Source organism: Nonomuraea aurantiaca, from assembly GCF_020215705.1.
In the GTDB taxonomy this organism is placed as follows: Bacteria; Actinomycetota; Actinomycetes; order Streptosporangiales; family Streptosporangiaceae; genus Nonomuraea; species Nonomuraea aurantiaca.
On record NZ_JAIWNB010000009.1, the window covers coordinates 1 to 16,309 of the forward strand.

12 protein-coding genes are annotated in these 16,309 nt (G+C 70.4%); 4 read left to right on the forward strand and 8 right to left on the reverse strand.

The genetic code is table 11. From position 1 onward, the window contains the following. Positions 1-227 precede the first annotated feature (227 nt). Positions 228-983 (reverse strand): SDR family oxidoreductase, encoded by a 756-nt coding sequence (locus LDL49_RS21960; RefSeq protein WP_225293000.1) that lies wholly within the window; start codon positions 981-983, stop codon positions 228-230. 266 nt (positions 984-1,249) lie between these two features. On the opposite strand from LDL49_RS21960, the gene LDL49_RS21965 reads away from it, so the two are divergent. Then, positions 1,250-2,155 (forward strand): RNA polymerase sigma-70 factor, encoded by a 906-nt coding sequence (locus LDL49_RS21965; RefSeq protein WP_225293001.1) that lies wholly within the window; start codon positions 1,250-1,252, stop codon positions 2,153-2,155. Positions 2,156-2,215: 60 nt separating this feature from the next. Here LDL49_RS21965 and LDL49_RS21970 read toward each other — a convergent pair whose 3' ends face one another. Beyond that, positions 2,216-2,647, reverse strand: a complete 432-nt coding sequence (locus tag LDL49_RS21970; RefSeq protein ID WP_225293002.1) for a hypothetical protein — start codon at positions 2,645-2,647, stop codon at positions 2,216-2,218. 190 nt (positions 2,648-2,837) lie between these two features. Continuing rightward, entirely contained in the window at positions 2,838-3,761 is a 924-nt protein-coding gene (locus LDL49_RS21975; protein WP_225293003.1) for a GbsR/MarR family transcriptional regulator, read from the reverse strand. A 235-nt stretch (positions 3,762-3,996) separates the two neighbouring features. On the opposite strand from LDL49_RS21975, the gene LDL49_RS21980 reads away from it, so the two are divergent. Further along, on the forward strand, positions 3,997-4,242 hold the full coding sequence (locus LDL49_RS21980) for a hypothetical protein (protein WP_225293004.1): 246 nt from the start codon (positions 3,997-3,999) through the stop codon (positions 4,240-4,242). A 7-nt stretch (positions 4,243-4,249) separates the two neighbouring features. Then, on the forward strand, positions 4,250-5,635 hold the full coding sequence (locus LDL49_RS21985) for a serine hydrolase domain-containing protein (RefSeq protein WP_225293005.1): 1,386 nt from the start codon (positions 4,250-4,252) through the stop codon (positions 5,633-5,635). 22 nt (positions 5,636-5,657) lie between these two features. Here LDL49_RS21985 and LDL49_RS21990 read toward each other — a convergent pair whose 3' ends face one another. The 4 genes from LDL49_RS21990 to LDL49_RS22005 form a co-directional block, all read right to left on the reverse strand. Then, positions 5,658-6,125: a hypothetical protein gene (locus LDL49_RS21990; protein ID WP_225293006.1), complete on the reverse strand. Its 468-nt coding sequence runs from the start codon at positions 6,123-6,125 to the stop codon at positions 5,658-5,660. 147 nt (positions 6,126-6,272) lie between these two features. Next, positions 6,273-8,951 (reverse strand): NACHT domain-containing protein, encoded by a 2,679-nt coding sequence (locus tag LDL49_RS21995; RefSeq protein ID WP_225293007.1) that lies wholly within the window; start codon positions 8,949-8,951, stop codon positions 6,273-6,275. Continuing rightward, positions 8,951-9,601, reverse strand: a complete 651-nt coding sequence (locus LDL49_RS22000; protein WP_225293008.1) for a hypothetical protein — start codon at positions 9,599-9,601, stop codon at positions 8,951-8,953. Before LDL49_RS22000 ends, LDL49_RS21995 begins: the two co-directional genes overlap by 1 nt. 78 nt (positions 9,602-9,679) lie before the next feature. Beyond that, positions 9,680-13,273, reverse strand: a complete 3,594-nt coding sequence (locus LDL49_RS22005; protein ID WP_225293009.1) for a WD40 repeat domain-containing protein — start codon at positions 13,271-13,273, stop codon at positions 9,680-9,682. A gap of 251 nt (positions 13,274-13,524) precedes the next feature. On the opposite strand from LDL49_RS22005, the gene LDL49_RS22010 reads away from it, so the two are divergent. Further along, on the forward strand, positions 13,525-14,880 hold the full coding sequence (locus LDL49_RS22010) for an ATP-binding protein (RefSeq protein ID WP_225293010.1): 1,356 nt from the start codon (positions 13,525-13,527) through the stop codon (positions 14,878-14,880). On the opposite strand, the gene LDL49_RS22015 is transcribed toward LDL49_RS22010, so the two are convergent. Next, positions 14,881-16,302, reverse strand: a complete 1,422-nt coding sequence (locus LDL49_RS22015) for a PI-PLC domain-containing protein (RefSeq protein WP_225293011.1) — start codon at positions 16,300-16,302, stop codon at positions 14,881-14,883. Between the last annotated feature and the right edge of the window lie 7 nt (positions 16,303-16,309).

Below are 16,309 nucleotides of genomic sequence, written 5' to 3' on the forward strand. Positions count from 1 at the left end.
CGTGACAGAACGGCCGTTCTCACGCGCAACGCGTTACGCGATCGCTACCACCCTCCATGCGGCCCCGGCCCCACTCGCACCTGGAAATCGCACTCCGTGACCGCTCCCCAGCAAATGCACCAGACCCGTTCAAAGGCGAAGATTTCCCCCACACCGACATCACGCCCGCGCAGGCATAACGACAAAGAATCCGGTGGTCGGCGGGTTGATCTGGGGTGGGCGGCGCGCTACTTCCCGGCGGCGTTCTGGCTCAGCCAGTCGCGGTAGTGGATCCGGCCGAGGCTCGCGCCGTCGGCGGGGACCAGCGTCCGCTCGCCCGGCTCCGTTCCGAAGTAGTGCGCGTGCGGGTCCGTGACCACCTCGCGCGGGTCGCCCCAAGCGGCCAGGGCGTCGCGGAAGAACTCATCCATCCGCGACTGCTCCGGCCCGGCGATCTCGACCCGGCGGTTCAGTGGCGAGCCCACCGCGACGCGGCCGATCGCCTCGGCGACGTCGTCGCCCGCGATGGGCTGGAAGAGCACCGGCGCGATCCGCACCTTGTCGCCGTCCGTCGACTCGTCGGCGATGCCGCGGACGAACTCGAAGAACTGCGTCGCGTGCACGATCGAGAACGGGATTCCCGACTTCTCGATCAGCTGCTCCTGCGCGATCTTCGCCGCGAAGTAGCCGTTCTCCGGCATCCGCTCGGTGCCCACGACCGACAGCGCGACGTGGTGGTCGACCCCGGCCGCCGCCTCCGCGGCGAGCAGGTTGCGGGTGGAGGTCTCGAAGAACTCCAGCACCGCGGCCCGCTCGAACGACGGCGAGTTCGACACATCGACCACCACGGACGCGTCGGTCAGCACCTCGTCCAGCCCTTCACCGGTGAGCGTGTTGACGCCGGTGTTCGGCGAGGCCGCCACCGCCTGGTGACCGTGCTCTCCCAGCTTCGTCACGAGCTTCGAGCCGATCAGCCCGGTGCCACCGATTACCACGATCTTCATGATGCGCCTTCCTGCCCGCCGGGGCACCCGTGTGCCGGCCGGTCCGCCGGCTAAGACAGGGCAGCCTCTCGGCCTATGACAGCCCCGGCCAATCTTTCCCAGGGCCCTCCTTCCCCTGCAGTCTCTTCTTGCGCACCCCACCTGGCAAAGGACTCGAAGTCCGCTGTGCGTGGGGTGGGTCCTCGGGACGAGTGGACCGGAAGGTACCGTCGGTGGGACCACCGTGGGCCATCCCGGTGCGAAGGGTTTCAGCGGGGGCGATGGGAGTGGCGGACACCGAATCGGGCGGTCCGGAGGATCTGGAGCAGGCCGCGGTGGACTTCGCCGGCGTGCGGCCGCGCCTGTTCGGGATCGCGTACCGGATGCTGGGGAGCGCCACCGAAGCCGAGGATCTGGTGCAGGACGTCTGGCTGCGCTGGCAGAGCTATGACCGCGCCACGGTGGAGAACCCGCCCGCGTTCCTGGCGACGACGATCACGCGGCTGGCCCTCAATGCCGCTCAGTCCGCGCGCGCCCGGCGGGAGACCTACATCGGCCCGTGGCTGCCCGAACCCGTCGACACCGGCGCGGATCCGCACCTGGGCGCCGAGCGCGGTGAGGCGCTGGAGTTCGCGGTCCTGCTCCTGCTGGAGCGGCTCACGCCCACCGAACGGGCGGCGTACGTGCTGCGGGAGGCCTTCGACTACCCCTACCGGCAGATCGCCGACATCATCCGGCTCAACGAGCCTGCCGTACGGCAACTGGTCAGCAGGGCGCGCAAGCACGTGCTGGTCGAACGACGTACGCCCGTGGCCAAGGCCGAGCAACGCAGGCTGCTGACGGCCTTCGTCGCCGCCGCCCGCGCGGGCGACCTGGCGGCGCTGGAAGAGCTTTTCGCCCTGGACGTGACCAGCTACTCCGACGGCGGCGGCGCCGTGCGCGCCTCCCGCTTTCCCGTGGTGGGGGCGACACGGGTGGCGAAGTACCTCCGGGCGTTCGCGAGCCGCTTCTGGGCCGGCGTCGACGTGGCGTACACGAGCGCGAACGGGCAGAGCGCCGCGCTGCTGAGCCGCGACGGAGAGGTGTTCGCCGTCCTCACGGTCAACGCCTCGGAGCAGGGCATCGACCAGGTGCTGTGGATGATGAACCCGGCCAAGATCACCGCTGTGGTCCCCGTGTCCGACCCGCCGTAAGCCACGGGGACCGGTTCGCCCAGGCGGCGAACCGGTCGGCCGCTCAAAGGATGGCTTCGGTCAGGGGATGATCACGTGGAAGCCGGTGTCGCGGGCGCCGGCGGCGCTACCGGTGCCGACGAAGATGTCGCGGGAGTCCCCGCAGACGATGTTGCCGTCGGGGCGGACGAAGATGCTGGAGTCCCAGGGCGAGCCCGTCCACTGGGTGGTGGCGACCGGGACGGTGGTGGCGGCGTTGATGTCGGCGTCGAGCCGGACGCAGTACTGGCCGGTGGCGATCTTGCGCACCCCGGTGACGCCCTTGGAGCGGACGACGAAGCCGTTGGCGTTGACGATGGCGGCGGCGCGGACCCCCGGGCCGGAGGCGCCGCCGAGATCGGCCAGCGCCGGGACGGCGAAGGCGCCGAGTGCGCCGGCACAGGAGGCCAGGGTCACGGCGACGGCCATAGCGGTCTGCTTGATGCGCGGCATGCTGGTTCTCTTTTCGAGCAAGGACTGACTGTACGGACACAGGGCTGCTCATCAGGCCGGGCGATGATCTTCCAGCCGGTCCAGAGCCAGCACTCACTGTAGTTTTCCGACACGGAGAGTCACGTGCCGACACGGCAAAGATGATCTCCTGGAGGCCGCTCACCACGCCTGGACCAGCACCGCCGTGAGCCGCGTGGCATGACCGGCTTGGTCAGCCGGGTGCGAGCGCGTCGCGTTGCGCCGGGCTCAGGCGGTCCGATCTGGTGGCGAGGGCGTACGTGCCGGACTCGGTGCGCAGCAGCGCGAGCGGGTCGGCGACGGACGGGTGCTCCTCGATCGCGGCCAGGGCATCGGCGACCCGCTCCACGGGCAGTCCCAACGCCCTGACCAGTTCGTCCACGGCGAGCGGCCGGGCGGCGTGCACCAGCGCGGCGAGCACCGTCAGCGCGTCGCGCATGACGGTGTCGGTCAGGCCGCTGCCGCTCATCTCGCCACCGAGCCAGTCGAAGAACCGGCCCATCTGGCCCAGCCGGGTCCCGGCGGGCGAGTCGGCGCCGAAGAGGGCGACTCCGCGCTGCGCGGCCCGCGCGATTGCCGCGTGCGCTCCGGTGTCGGTCCGCCACGCCCGGAGCCAGGTGTCGTCGTCGATCACGTAGCGTTCGCGGCGCCCGCCGGGATCCGCTTCGCGCCCGACCAGGTCCATGGCCTCCAGGTAGCCGATGGCCTTGGACACCGACGCCGGGCTCACCTGGAGCAGGCGTACGAGCTCGGCGGCCGTCAGGCTCCCGCCGCCGGAGGTGAGCAGGCAGACGAACACCCGGGCGGCCATCCGCTGCAGGCCGGTCGCGGCCAGCAGGCCCGCGAACTGGTCCACGAAGCCGCGCGCCGCCTCGGTCGGCTGCCCCTCGGGCGGCTCCACCGCCTGGACCGGCCCGGCGCGGCGGGCGCGCCGGGCGGCGACCTGCTGGGCGCGGTCCGGCAGGTAGTCGCCGGACGTGCCGTTGCGCGCCACCTCCCGGCTGATCGTGGAGGTCGGCCTGCCGAGCCGCTTGGCGATCTCGGCGTAGCCCAGCCCTTCGGCCAGCCAGGTCGCGATCCGCCGGCGATCCTGATGGGTCAGCCTGCCTCCGGGCATCGGCGCCTCTCCTGTCGTGACCGGTCCGCGGGGTCCCAGTGTGCGTTCATCCACAGGACATTGCAACGGCTGGTCGGGCCGATATTGCATTCTCCACAATGCTGTTGCAACGATTTTTGGATAGTCTAGCAGGTCAATCGCATGGCTAGCCGACTACGGCGTTGCCAGTAAGTCAAACGCAACGTAGCCTTTTCTCATTCGGAAACATTTGGGAGAGGACACGAGCATGCATGTGATGGCGGTTTCCACGGTCTCTGAGGCCGGGTTCTGGGACTCACTGAAGAAGGCGTACGGCAAGCTGCCCAAGGGCGCGAAATGGAGCCTGGCGGTGTCGAGCACCGACGGGACCAAGGCGGTGAACGTCATCGTGCACGAGTCGGTCGACGGCGTTAAGGGCTTCTTCGAGGAGTACACCGGCCCCTTCGCCACCACCGAATACTTCGAGGCCGACGCCGCCAACGCGGTCGGCCTCCCGAAGTAGGCCCCCCATGACCAAAGGGCTGGACATAACGCGGATCACGGCTCGTACGGCCGAGCTCCTTGCCAAATACCAGGTCCCGAGCGCCGCGATCGGCATCCTCCAGGACGGGGAGATCACCGACTTCGCCTTGGGCGTCAAGGAGGTGTCAACGCGAGAACCCGCGACGACCGACACCATCTACCAGTGCGGCTCCCTGTCCAAGACTTGGACCGCCCTCGCCTTCATGCGGCTCGTCGATGAGGGAAAGGTCGGCCTGGACGAGCCGGTGCGGACGTACCTTCGCGATTTCCGGGTCGCCGACCCGGAGGTGAGCGCCCAAGTCACGCCCCGCCAGCTCCTGAACCACACGAACGGCATCGAGGAGGACTACGGCGACCCCGGCGAGGACGACGACGTATATGAGCGCATGGTCACGAACATCGCCGGCGCGCCCCAGGTGCACCCCCTCGGATATACCCATGGCTACAGCGCGGCCCTGGGTTACGCGATCCTCGCCCGCGTCATGGAGGTGATCGACGGGAAAAAGTGGGACGACATCATGCGGGATCGTCTCTTCGGCCCCCTGGGACTGACCTCCACGACCAGCCGGCACGAGCAGGTGGACCCGAGCCGGGCCGCGACGGGCCACGTGATCCGGTCCGTTGACGAGGGACCCGTCCTTTCACCGGTGAGTCATCTGCCGCGTTCCTTCGGCCCCGGCGGCAACGTGAACTCGACGGCCCGGGAAGTGCTCACCATGGCGCACGTCTTTCTCAACGGGGGAAAGGCGCCGAACGGCACGCGCATCGTCGGGCCCGAGATCATCCGCGAGATGATGGAATCTCGCGTCCCCATTCCCGACCCGTACATGTACGGCCCGGAGTGGGCCCTCGGGCTCATCGTGTGCGACTGGCACGGCGAGACCGTCTACGCCCACGACGGCAGCACCATCGGCCAGAGCGCCCGGCTGCGTATTCTCCCGGACTCGAACATCGCCATCTCGATGCTGGCGAACGCGGGACCGCGAGACGGCTTCTACAAGCAGGCGCTCAACGTCATCCTGGCCGAGCTCGGCGCGGTCACCATCCCGGACCTGCCGAAACCCGACCCCTCTCTGAACCTCGACCTGTCCAGGTACGAGGGCACGTACGGGCAGCTCGGCACCCGTTACGAGGTGGCGGCCGAGGACGGAAAGCTCTCGCTCACCTTCGTCCTGAACCCCATGCACGCGAGCTTCCTCGGCAAACCAGAACGCGTCACGTACGACCTGCTCCCGGTAAGTGACACGCACTTCTTGATGCCTTCCGACGATCCCCTGGAAGACACCCAGACGGTCGCGATCTACGACTTCAAGAATGGCGCCGCCCAGTATCTCCACACCAATTGCCGGGTGAATCCACGGGTTGCCGGGTGAATCCACGGGTCCGGCAATAGCGTCACATCGGCGCGCCCGCTTCGTCGAGGCGGATGAAGGTGGCGCCCGCGGCGGCCGCGCGGGCGCCGAGAACGTGCCCGTCGCACATCCGCGTCTCCGTCCCGGCCCGGTCGATCACCTTCCACGTCACCGGCTCCCGGCACGGCCGGCCGAGCAGGTCGCCGGTCCAGGTGCGACGGCATACCCGGCACGTGGAGACACCGGCGCTTGCCGACAGGGTGTTGCCGTGCTCGGGGCAGACGCCCCAGGGGAGGCCGCACGGCCGGTCCTGGAGCCTGGCCAGGTCCGCGGCCGCCTGCTGGAGATCCTCGGCGCCTCGGGCCAGCCAGTCCGCGGCCTGCCACGCCCCGGCGAGGTGCTCGCGTTCCGGCGATCCGTTCAGGGCGGTGCCGCAGAGCGCGCGTACCTCCGCGGTGAGCGCCTCGGCGCGACTCGCGAGGGCGCGCAGCTGCGCCGGAGTGACGGTCATGAAGGCTCCCATCTCCGCCAGGACCGACGCCGGTCGGCCGTGAAGTGGCTGCTGTCCTGGACCCTACGTCGCGCCGGCCTCGGACGGGCCGGTTGATCTCGGACGGGTCAACCGGTCTCGGGCAGGGTCAACCGGTCTCGGGCAGGGTCAGTCGGTCTCGGGCGGTGTCAGGAAGTCCTGGAGTTCGCGGTGCCGGAACTGGTAGGTGGCGCCGCTGACGCGCAGCAGCCGGGCCTCGCAGGCCCAGTCGAGGAAGGTCCACAGCCGCAACGGAAGCACCCCGCGCGCGGCCGCGATGATCAGGCCGATCATGGTACGGGACCAGGCGACCGCGCCGAAGGCGAGGCCGAAGGTCACCCCGCCGATGAGCGCGCAGGCCAGCGACTGGACGACGCCCTGGTTCATGACGAACACCAGGAAGGCCGCGACACCGCCGGTGAGCCCGAAGGCCACGCCGATCATCGGGTTGCGGTGGAGCGCCTCTCGCGGGTGGGCCAGCTCCGCGTCCTCGCTCCAGCCGCCCGTAGTGATCTTGAAGAGGACCCCGAGCGCGAAGGCCAGGGCGAAGGCTCCGATGATCTCCGCGGTCAGTGCCACCGGCCCGGCGCCGGCCAGGCGCAGCGGCGGCAGTCCCGTCAGAGCGCCGCACAGCCCGAAGCCCAGCAGGGTGACCGGCTCCGCGCGGACCGCCTCGGAGATGGTCATGCGCTCGCCCTGCCGGGCGGCGGCGGTCAGTCCGATGACCGCGCCGAACACCGCGCCCCCAGCCGCCCCCGCGGCGATGGCGAAGCCGGGACCGAAGACCCGGCCTTCGGTCAGCACGAGCCCGGTCAGGCCGCAGAGCGCGCCGACCGGGCCGCCCGCCAGGGCGCCGAACAGACCGCCGATCACGCGTCGCCGGCGAGGGACGTTGGCCCGCCCACCGGACGCGGTCGGCCATTGCGACATCGACAGGCCGGTGGCGATGACCACCCAGCCCGCCATGAGCGACAAGGTGAGTCCCTCCCCGAGCCAGTCGCGCGGGTCACCGGGCCGGTCGACCGCCGACCCGGCCCAGAACGCCAGCATGGCGACGACGGCGAAGACCACGCAGCACAAGCAGTGCACCGCCCGTACCCGGCGCTGGCCGCCGATCGGCCACAGCAGGTGCGGAACGATGTCGATCGGCGTCATACCGGGCGGCGGCCGATCCGTCTCGGTGGTACGGGTGGCCTGCCATCGCAGGTGGGCGGCCAGGTTCTCCAGCCAGGACCGCACCTGTTCTGGACGGTACGGAGTGCCGTGGGCCGCGCGTGGAGCCAGCGCGGTCGCCGCCGGCACGTACGCGCCGAGCAGCCTGCGGGCGATCCGCGCCGCCGCCGCGCGCGGGTCGGGATCCGGGTCGACACGGAGCAGGTCGTCCGGGTCGGCACCGGACTCCACCGCGGTCACGGTCAGCAACAGGCGCCACGGCGTGGCCAGGGCGGCGTGCACGGCCCTCCCGGACGGTCCGGACAGCGCGGCGTGCAGGCCGTCGCGGTGGATGTCGCAGGGATGGCCGTCCGGCCAGCGGGTGCGCAGGTACGCGTTGATCTGGTCGATGGTCAGGTCGTACAGGTGGATCCGGGTGGCGTTGTCGAGCCCGGCGCGGACATGGGACAGCTCGGTGTGGCGGGCCGCTCGGCAGGTCACGACGACCGCCCCCGGCCGCCGGCCGGAAAGGTCGCTGTAGCGGTTGAGCTCGGTCAGCAGGCCGATCGCCCGGCGGGGCGGCCCCATGGGCGGCTCGGGGTCCAGCTCGTCGAGCCCGTCCAGCACCGGCAGCACCTGGCGGTCCCGTACCAGCCGCTCCGCGTCCTTGGCCGCGAGCCCGAAGTCCTGCACCAGCTGTTCGGCCAGCCATGGTTCGAACGGGCTGCCCAAGGTCCATCGGGCGGCGTCCAGGCGTACCGGGACCAGCTGGGGGTGGCCGGGCTGTTCGGCGCCGGTCAGGAAGGGCTCCAGCAGTTGCAGCACCAGCTCTATGGCGAGCACCGTCTTGCCCGCTCCCGACTCGCCCACGATCAGCAGGCGCCGCGATTGCAGGCCGCTGAAGAAGCGGCCGATCGACTGCGGGCCGTCCTTCATCTGGCCGATGGCGTCGTTCGTCTCGCCGGTGGCGTCGTCCAGACGGACGGGGTCCTCGTACGGGCCGAAGGAGACCGGCGCGATGGTGTAGCCGCCGAGCAGCCCCTTACGGGCCCTGTCCTCCTCCCGGGCCACCCGCCGCGCCAGGAGCTCGGCGGCGGGGTCCCGCCCGAGGCCACCGGTGGTCTCCGCGTCGGTCGCCGCGATCCCGACCACCCCGCCCATCGCGACCGCCGCGACCGCCTCCGCAGCGACCATCGACAACGCCTCCGCCGCGAGCATCTCGGCCGCGATCGCCGTGGACGCCGCCGGGTCCGCCTGCGGCGCGATCGTCGAGGACGTCCGCCGCTCGATGCCGGAAGAGGGCGGTGTGCGAGGGACCGGCCCGGCCAAGGCGGTCCTGGCCACCCGCCAGCGTTCGAGCTCGCCGGGGATCAGCTCGGCCGGATAGTCGCAGTAACGGAAGCAGGCGGTGACGAACGCCTTGACGAAGTCCCACCGTGGCAGCCGGTCGGTCTGTCGGAGAACATACGAGGTCGTGCTTTTGGGCAACGCGTCGATCGTGGCTCCGTCCGAGGTCACCGTCTGGCCGCCGAGAGAGCGCAGCCTGCTCAGCGACGGCTCGCCCGCCCATCGTTTGAGCCGGGCCAGCGACCGGACGAAGTCCGCGGCGCTGGCGGCCTCGGTGGGATCGGGTGGACGGGGGTGGTCTGCGGCCATCAGTGCTTCGTCCTCACCAGCGACCACTCGAATCGGGTCCTGCCACGCCGGGGACACCGGCCGTCCAGGTAGGTGCCCGCCAGCGTCTGGACATGACGTGACTCCATCAGGAAGTCGCGCGCCTCATCGGACTCCACCAGCTCCCGGCCGACCGCGATGGGCACGAACCCGTGCCGGGGGATGTAGACCCATCGGCCGCGGTCCCAGTCATAGGGATCGAACCAGTGGTGGCGGACCGTGCCCGACATCCGCACCTCCAGACCGGCCCGGGTCAGGACGAACGAGCCCTGCGAGCGCAGCAGGCTCATCCGGCTGACGTAGAAGAGCTCCGTGCCGATGAACGCGTTGATCCGGGCGTCCCAGTAATCGTGCAGCCAGGTCGAGGCGCCGTCGCCCAACCCTTTCGCCTCTCGTACGAGCTGCCGCTCGAACCGGTGCTGGTTCTTCTGCTCGGCCTTCTTGATCACCTTGAACGAGCGGAGCCAGCGCAGGCACATCGTCCTGGAGGCACCGGCACCGTCCATGAAGTGCTCCAGGAAGTCGGACGCCATCGGGTGGATCTCCCGGCCTTCCGCGACGATCGAGCGGAACAACGCGGCCAGTTCCGGGACGGGCCTGCCCGTCCGTCGCCGGAAACCTCGCAGGAACATGCTCGCTACTCTCTCCGTGGTGGATTCCAGTGGTGGACCCCAGGGGGAACCCAGTGGGTTCCGGTGGGGGTCCCTGGGTCATGGACACGTCTGCCGGTACGTCTCCTCCCGTACGTAGCTCTCCCATTCGTCGCGAGTCAGCGAGCGGCCCGCGTTGGCGCACGCCGCGGCCACCGGGTCGGCGGGCAGGCGGACGTTCCACAGCCGCGCGGTCCCGTCACCGGCCACCGTGGCGACGGCCGTCCCGTCCCGGCTGTAGGCGATCGCGGTCACGGCGCGGGTGTGGCCGATCAAGGGGGTGCTGAGCTGCCGGTGGCTGCGCACGTCCCACAGCCGCACCACGTCGGCGGAGCCGGTGGCGAGGATCTGTCCGTCCGGGCTGAAGGCGAAGGTGTTGATCGCGCCGTCCTCGGCGATCAGGGCGATGCCGAGCGTGCGGTGCCGCACCACGTCCCAGAACCGGACGCTGGAGTCGGCGGCCGTGAGTGCCAGCGTCCGCCCGTCGGGGCTGAACGCCAGGTCGTTGACGAACCCGGCGTTGGCCGCGGGCGGCGAGCCCCCGATCGGGCGGCGGGTGGCCACGTCGAAGAGCCGCACCTGGTTGTCGTAGCCCGTGGTCGCCAGGGTCGAGCCGTCGGGGCTGATCGCCATCGCCGTGAGGACGTCGGTGTGGTCGGGGACGCTGATGCGCGGCCCGGTCTCCCGGCGGCTCGCGACGTCCCAGAACGCGACGGCCTTGTCCTGCTGGACGGCGATGTACCTGCCGTCGGGGCTGAGCCTGGCCAAGCCCTTGAGCGTCGCCTCATGGACGAGCTCGCGGCGGCTCGCGACGTCCCAGAGCCGCAGGCCGTCCGAGCTGGACGTCATGAGCGTCCGCCCGTCGCGGGTGAATTCGATCGTGTACACGGATCGGCGCGCGCCCCGGGGACGTAGCGGCGGGCCGAGGCGACGCTGGGTGGCCACGTCCCACAGCTGGATCGCGGGGTCCATCGGGTCGGCCACGCCGGTGGCCAGGATCCGTCCGTCCGGGCTCAGCGCGACGGCGGCCTGTGCGGGCATCGAGGTCCCGACCTGCAAGTGGATCTGGGGGTCGGCCAGCCGTACGACGCCGTCGTCGCCGGCGGCGGCGAGCAGCTTCCCGTCCGGGCTGAACGCCACGCGCTCGACACCCATGCCATTGTCGGCGAGCGCGGTCAGCTGCCGGCGGCTGGCCGTGTCCCACAGGACGGTGCGGCCGGTGTCTCCGGCGGTGGCGAGCCGGGTGCCGTCCGGGCTGAAGGCGATCGCGTTGAAAGCGGTACGGCGGTCGCTGAGCGCACCTGTCTGCTTCCGCGTGGCCACCTTCCACAGCCGGGCGGTGTGGTCCCAGCTCACGGTCGCGAGGGTCGTGCTGTCCGGGCTGAAGGCGAGATTGGTGATGGTGTCGGTGTGCCCGGCGAGCGGGGCGCCGAGCCGGCCGGAGGTGGCGATGTCCCAGAGCTGTGCGCTCTTCTTTTTCGCGACGGCCAGCGTCTTTCCGTCCGGGCTGAACGCCACCGCCCTGATGATGGACGAGAGGTCCTGTCCGTAGTCGGCGCGGCCCAGCGGAGTCCCGTGCTGACGGTGCGTGGTCGCGTCCCACTGCCGGACGATGCCTCTGAAGTCGCCGGTCGCGAGGGTCTTCCCGTCCGGGTTGTAGGCGAGTGCCGACACGACCTCCTCGTGATCCAGCGGGGCGCCCAGGTCGCGACGGGTGGCCACGTCGTAGAACCGGACGGTGTCGAGACACGACGTGGCCAGCGTACGGCCATCGGGGCTCAGGGCCAGCTTGACGGCTGAGCACTCGTACTGCGGACGGGTGATCGGGGCGCCGAGCTGCCGCCGCGTCGCTATGTCCCAGAACCGCGCGGTGCCGTCGTCGCTTCCTGTCACGACGAACGAACCGTCGGGACTGAACGCCAGATCCGTGATGCCTCTCGTGTGCCCGGTGAGGGTCCCCCGGCCAGTGCGGGTCGCCGCGACCAGCACGCGGTTGCGGGCCTCGTCGGTCTCGGCGATCCGCCACGCCGCCACGGCCAGCAGCGAGGACAGGGGGACGTCGCCGGTGATCTCGCTCTGCGCCGCAACCTGGCGGGAGGTCGCCGCCCCGCGTTGCCGATCGGCCTCGTTCGCGGCGTTGACGGCGGCGCCGGCTGCGATGAGCGCGAGGACCGACAGCGCCGCGAGACCGGCCATGACCAGCCGGCGGCGGCGGCCGGTCCGTAGCACCGCGCGGGTCGATGCCGCGACGAAGCGCTCGGCGGTCGGGCCGGGCGGTGGAAAGCTGTCAGGGTCGCGGTCCCAGCGGTGCCGGCTGTCCTGAACCGCCAGCAACCGGGCGCCCCGGTAGAGGAAGGCGGGGTCGCGGTGGTGTTCGGCCCATTGGGCGGCGTCGTCGATGAGGCTGCTGTACACCGTCTGTGCGGTGAAGTCGGGCTCGAGCCATTGGCACAGGGTCGGCCAGGCGATCAGCAGCGCGTCATGGGCGATCTCGACGGCGTCCTCGTGCAGCGTGACCAGGCGCTGGTCGGCGAAGGCGGACAGCAACGACGCCACCTGGCCGCGCCGATCCGCCGACAGCGCCGACGCGGCGGCGTGGATCTCGGTCAGCGTGGCCCTGCGCCGGGCCACCCGGCCGCCCGCGGTGATCAAGGTCATGCGCCGGAAGACTCTGAGCGCGGTCTTGCGGTCCTCCGCCGACAGCCGTTCGAGGATCTCGTCGGCCGTACGCCGCACGGAGTCGCGGACCCGGCCGGACTCCTCGTACCCCCGGACGGTCAGCCGGCCGTGCTCACGTCTCTCCCAGGTGTTGCGCAGAGCCTGCGAAAGCAGGGGCAGGGCGCCGGCCTCGTAGCCGCCCCCGGTGGCCTGATCGACGCGTAACTCGCCCAGGATGGTCTCCACCAGACCGGGCTCGATCTCCAGGCCCACCGCCGCCGCGGGACCGGTGATGGCCAGCCGGAGATCCGACTCCGACATCGGCTCGACGATGACCTGGCCGTCCTGGATGGCCTCGGCCAGCTGCGGATAGGCCGCGCAGCGGTCCCAGTAGTCCGCGCGTACACCGACGATCACTCCGGCGCCCCGCGGGCCTTCGGCCAGGGCGTGCAGCGCCCCGACGAACGCCTGGCGCTCCTGCTCGTCGCTCACCAGGGTGAACAGTTCCTCGAACTGATCGACCACCAGGATGAGCCGGCCGTCCGGCGGGAGAACCTCGGGCGCCATCCGTCCCGGATCGTCGCGCAGCCGCTCGTACACCGTTTCGACGTGCTCGCCGAACGCCTTCGCCCACTCTTCGGCGAGTGCCCGCAGCGGTGTCGAGGTCGGCGTGATGAGCAGGCGCGGCCAATGCCGCGAGCCGGCGACCGGCAGCATCTCCTGGGCCAGCGCCGGCAGCAGTCCCGCCCGCAACAGCGACGACTTGCCCACACCCGAGGCCCCCGAGACCAGCAGGACGGTCCCGTGCCCGTCCAGGCGCGCGCCCAGGCGGTCGACGAGGCTGTGGGTCGCCCGTGCGCGGCCGAAGAAGAACTCGGTCTTCTCCCTCTCGAACGGCACAAGTCCTTGGTAGGGGCACACCTCGCCCCCGTCGTCGGACGGCGACGGCACCTGGGCCTGCGATCGGCCGTTGCCGCCTTCGTCCCCGTCGCTCATGGCCTTCATTCTGGCCAATTCCGGCGATGCTCATCAATTGCCTTAAAACCGCGAAGGCATCTGTCGCGGGCGAGTCCGAGAGATAACCGCAGGTGGCGATCGTCCCGTCCGTCCCAAGGCCGTCCGATTCCGTTCGCTTTCGTCCAACGGTGGCGTGAACAGCTGGAAAGCGCTTTCGATGTACGTGGGGATCTCGCCGGCAGGGGCGGCGAGAAAAAACGGGGCGGCTCCCTGGATAGGAGCACAAATCAATGAACGACAATCACGTTCGGTTGACCACTTCCCTACCGACGGAGGTCATACGGTGTCCCGAGGCCGAGTTGGCTTTGGGGGCGCTGCTACGCGGATGGCGGGGGCGTGCGCTGCTGACTCAGGAGCAACTGGCTCAACGTACCGGCCTCAATGTCCGGACCGTCCGCCGGTTGGAGCACAACGTGCTGCAGCATCCGCGCATCACGTCGATCCTGCTGCTGGCGGAGGCGTTGGAGCTGGACGACGAGGAGCGCGCGATGCTGGCCGCCGTCGCTCGCGGCCCGTCGGCCTCCCCCGAACGCGGCGATCCGGAAGAGACCGGCCCGGCGCCGGCAGCGGTGACCGTTCCGCGACAGCTACCAGCCGATGTTGCGGCTTTTGTTGGCCGAAAGCGTGAACTGACGGCTTTGTCGGATTACCAGAATGTGAACACGGCGACGATCATCGCCATTGACGGCATGGCCGGAGTCGGAAAGACGGCGCTGGCCGTTCACGCCGCTCACCAGCTCAGCTCCCGGTTTCCCGACGGCCAGCTGTTCGTGAACCTCCACGGTCATACCCGGGAAACGACACCCGTCGATCCGCGTGACGCGCTCGCCCGCATGCTTCGCGCACTCGGCGTCTCTGATGAGCGCGTTCCCGGGCATATCGATGACCGCGCGGCGCTGTATCGCAGCATTGTGGCCGACCGAAAATTCCTGATCGTGCTGGACAATGCCGCCGACGAGGATCAGGTCCGCCCATTGCTGCCCGCCGGACCTGGCTGCCTCCTGATCGTCACCAGCCGCCGCCGGCTGATCGGCCTGGACGACACGCGCACCTTGTCGCTGGACGTCCCGCCGCTGGAGGAGGCGGTCGCCCTGTTCATCCGCACGGCCGGGCGGGAGCAGGTCGGGGACGCGCCGAAGGGTGTGCTGACGGAGACCGTGGAGCGGTGTGGGCGGCTTCCGCTCGCCATCCGCATCGCCGCCGTCCGGCTTCGGGCGCATCCGACCTGGAGCGTGCGGCATCTGCTCGACCGGTTGAACGATGATCGGCTGTCCGAGCTGACGACCGGGCGGCACAGCGTCACCGCCGCCCTGGATCTGTCCTATCAGCGGCTACCCGAGGACCAGCGACGCGTGTACCGGCTGCTGGGCTCGCAGGCCGGCACCGAGTTCGGCGTCGACGAGGCCGCGGCCGTGCAGCACACGACAGTGGTGCGGGCGAGGCGGCAGCTGGATCAGCTGCTGGACGTCCACCTCTTGCAGGAGCCCGCACCCTGCCGGTACCGCTTCCATGATCTGGTGCGCGACCACGTCTCGGTCCTGCTTCACCGCACGCCGTGCGAGACCGCTCGGGCGAATTCCGCTTGACTACTCGATGGCGCCGGAGCGGGTGAGGAGATCCTGGTACCAGGTGTCGTACGGGTGGTTGGACGCCGGATAGTTGGCCAGCGGGTCGGTGGCGTCGTCTTCGGAGTCGAAGTCCCAGCCGCGCACGAGCCGTCCCGCCTGCCGTGCCGCGGTGATGAACGAGGACTCGCCGGCGGAGGCCGCGTAGAACAGCGCGCCCTGCTGGAGCTCCGCGCTGTCGCCCTTCTGGAACTCGTCGAAGGCGGTCTGCTGGTAGCGGATGCGCTCGCCGGCGACCCTGTCGGTGTCCAGGCGCAGGGTCTGGGCCGGGGTCGGGCCGTCGGCGCCGGTCCACACGTGCACGCGCGACGAGCCGCTGGTCGAGGTGGTCGCGTCGTAGCGGGCGTCGGAGGTCTTGGCGTTACCGCTCCAGGAGACCGTCGCCGCGGCGGCGTTGAGCACGCCGTCCCAGTCCCAGTTCTGGCTGTTGCTCTGGCTGCGGTGGATCTCGCGCAGCCGGGTGCCCGCCGCGTCGGTGAACCTGACCGTCGGCAGGACGCCGTTGTCGTACTGGTGGCTGGCCGACCAGGTGATCTCGCCGCCGGCGTCGAGGCGGCCGACGCGGTACCACAGGGTGGTCGCGGTCTGGGACTGGTGGACCTCGACCAGGTCGCCGTTGTCGTTCAGCGCGACGGACGGGGTGACGCCGCTGTCGTACCTGCCGTGGCGTAGCCAGGTCACGCGGCCGTCGGCGCCGTACGTGCCGCTCCAGTACCACAGCGCGCCCGCACCCGAGTCGTGCACCTCGACGACCTGGCCGCGGCCGTTGATCGCGACGGCCGGGTGGTAGCCGACGTCGCGTTTGTACTGGGCGCGGGTCGTGCCGTCGCCGGAGATGACGGGGAGCACCCGGCCGCGCAGCGCGTCCACCGACGGCGGGCTCGCCGGGTAGTCCTTGGCCCAGAACAGCCGCGAGCCGAAGACCGAGGTGAGCTCCTGGTTGAGCGCGGCCAGGTTGCCCGCGGCGTACGAGGTGTTGTCAGTCAGGTCGTCCTTGATGTCGAGCGCGACGACGATCGGTGCGGCGGTGGGGTGCTGCGCGGACCAGGTGTTGATCACGCCGAGCCAGTCGCGCAGGAGGTTCGAGGCGGGGTTTCCGGTGTGGTCGACCTGGCTGCCGGGAGAGTCGTGGCCGACGGAGTAGTCGTGCGAGGTGGCGTAACCGTTGTCGTGGATGTCGAGTTCGAGGAAGCGAATGCCGTGGTCGAGTTGGTAGGCGATCGAGTTCTTGGCGCCGGTGACGTTGCCCGAGTAGCTGTTGTGCGTGGCGCGGAAGATCGCCGAGGGTAACGGCACATCCGCTGCCGCCTCGGCGTTTCCGCTGATCAGCAACGCGGACGTGGCGACGGCGAGCGCGGAGAGAACGGCTCTTGAAGGAGACATTCCCCGA

Excerpts from the sequence above, each read along its gene's own strand:
- LDL49_RS21960 (WP_225293000.1), bottom strand. The coding sequence starts at position 983 with ATGAAGATCGTGGTAATCGGTGGCACCGGGCTGATCGGCTCGAAGCTC.
- LDL49_RS21975 (WP_225293003.1), bottom strand. The coding sequence starts at position 3,761 with ATGCCCGGAGGCAGGCTGACCCATCAGGATCGCCGGCGGATCGCGACC.
- LDL49_RS21980 (WP_225293004.1), top strand. The coding sequence starts at position 3,997 with ATGGCGGTTTCCACGGTCTCTGAGGCCGGGTTCTGGGACTCACTGAAG.
- LDL49_RS21985 (WP_225293005.1), top strand. The coding sequence starts at position 4,250 with ATGACCAAAGGGCTGGACATAACGCGGATCACGGCTCGTACGGCCGAG.
- LDL49_RS21990 (WP_225293006.1), bottom strand. The coding sequence starts at position 6,125 with ATGACCGTCACTCCGGCGCAGCTGCGCGCCCTCGCGAGTCGCGCCGAG.
- LDL49_RS21995 (WP_225293007.1), bottom strand. The coding sequence starts at position 8,951 with ATGGCCGCAGACCACCCCCGTCCACCCGATCCCACCGAGGCCGCCAGC.
- LDL49_RS22000 (WP_225293008.1), bottom strand. The coding sequence starts at position 9,601 with ATGTTCCTGCGAGGTTTCCGGCGACGGACGGGCAGGCCCGTCCCGGAA.
- LDL49_RS22005 (WP_225293009.1), bottom strand. The coding sequence starts at position 13,273 with ATGAGCGACGGGGACGAAGGCGGCAACGGCCGATCGCAGGCCCAGGTG.
- LDL49_RS22010 (WP_225293010.1), top strand. The coding sequence starts at position 13,525 with ATGAACGACAATCACGTTCGGTTGACCACTTCCCTACCGACGGAGGTC.
- LDL49_RS22015 (WP_225293011.1), bottom strand. The coding sequence starts at position 16,302 with ATGTCTCCTTCAAGAGCCGTTCTCTCCGCGCTCGCCGTCGCCACGTCC.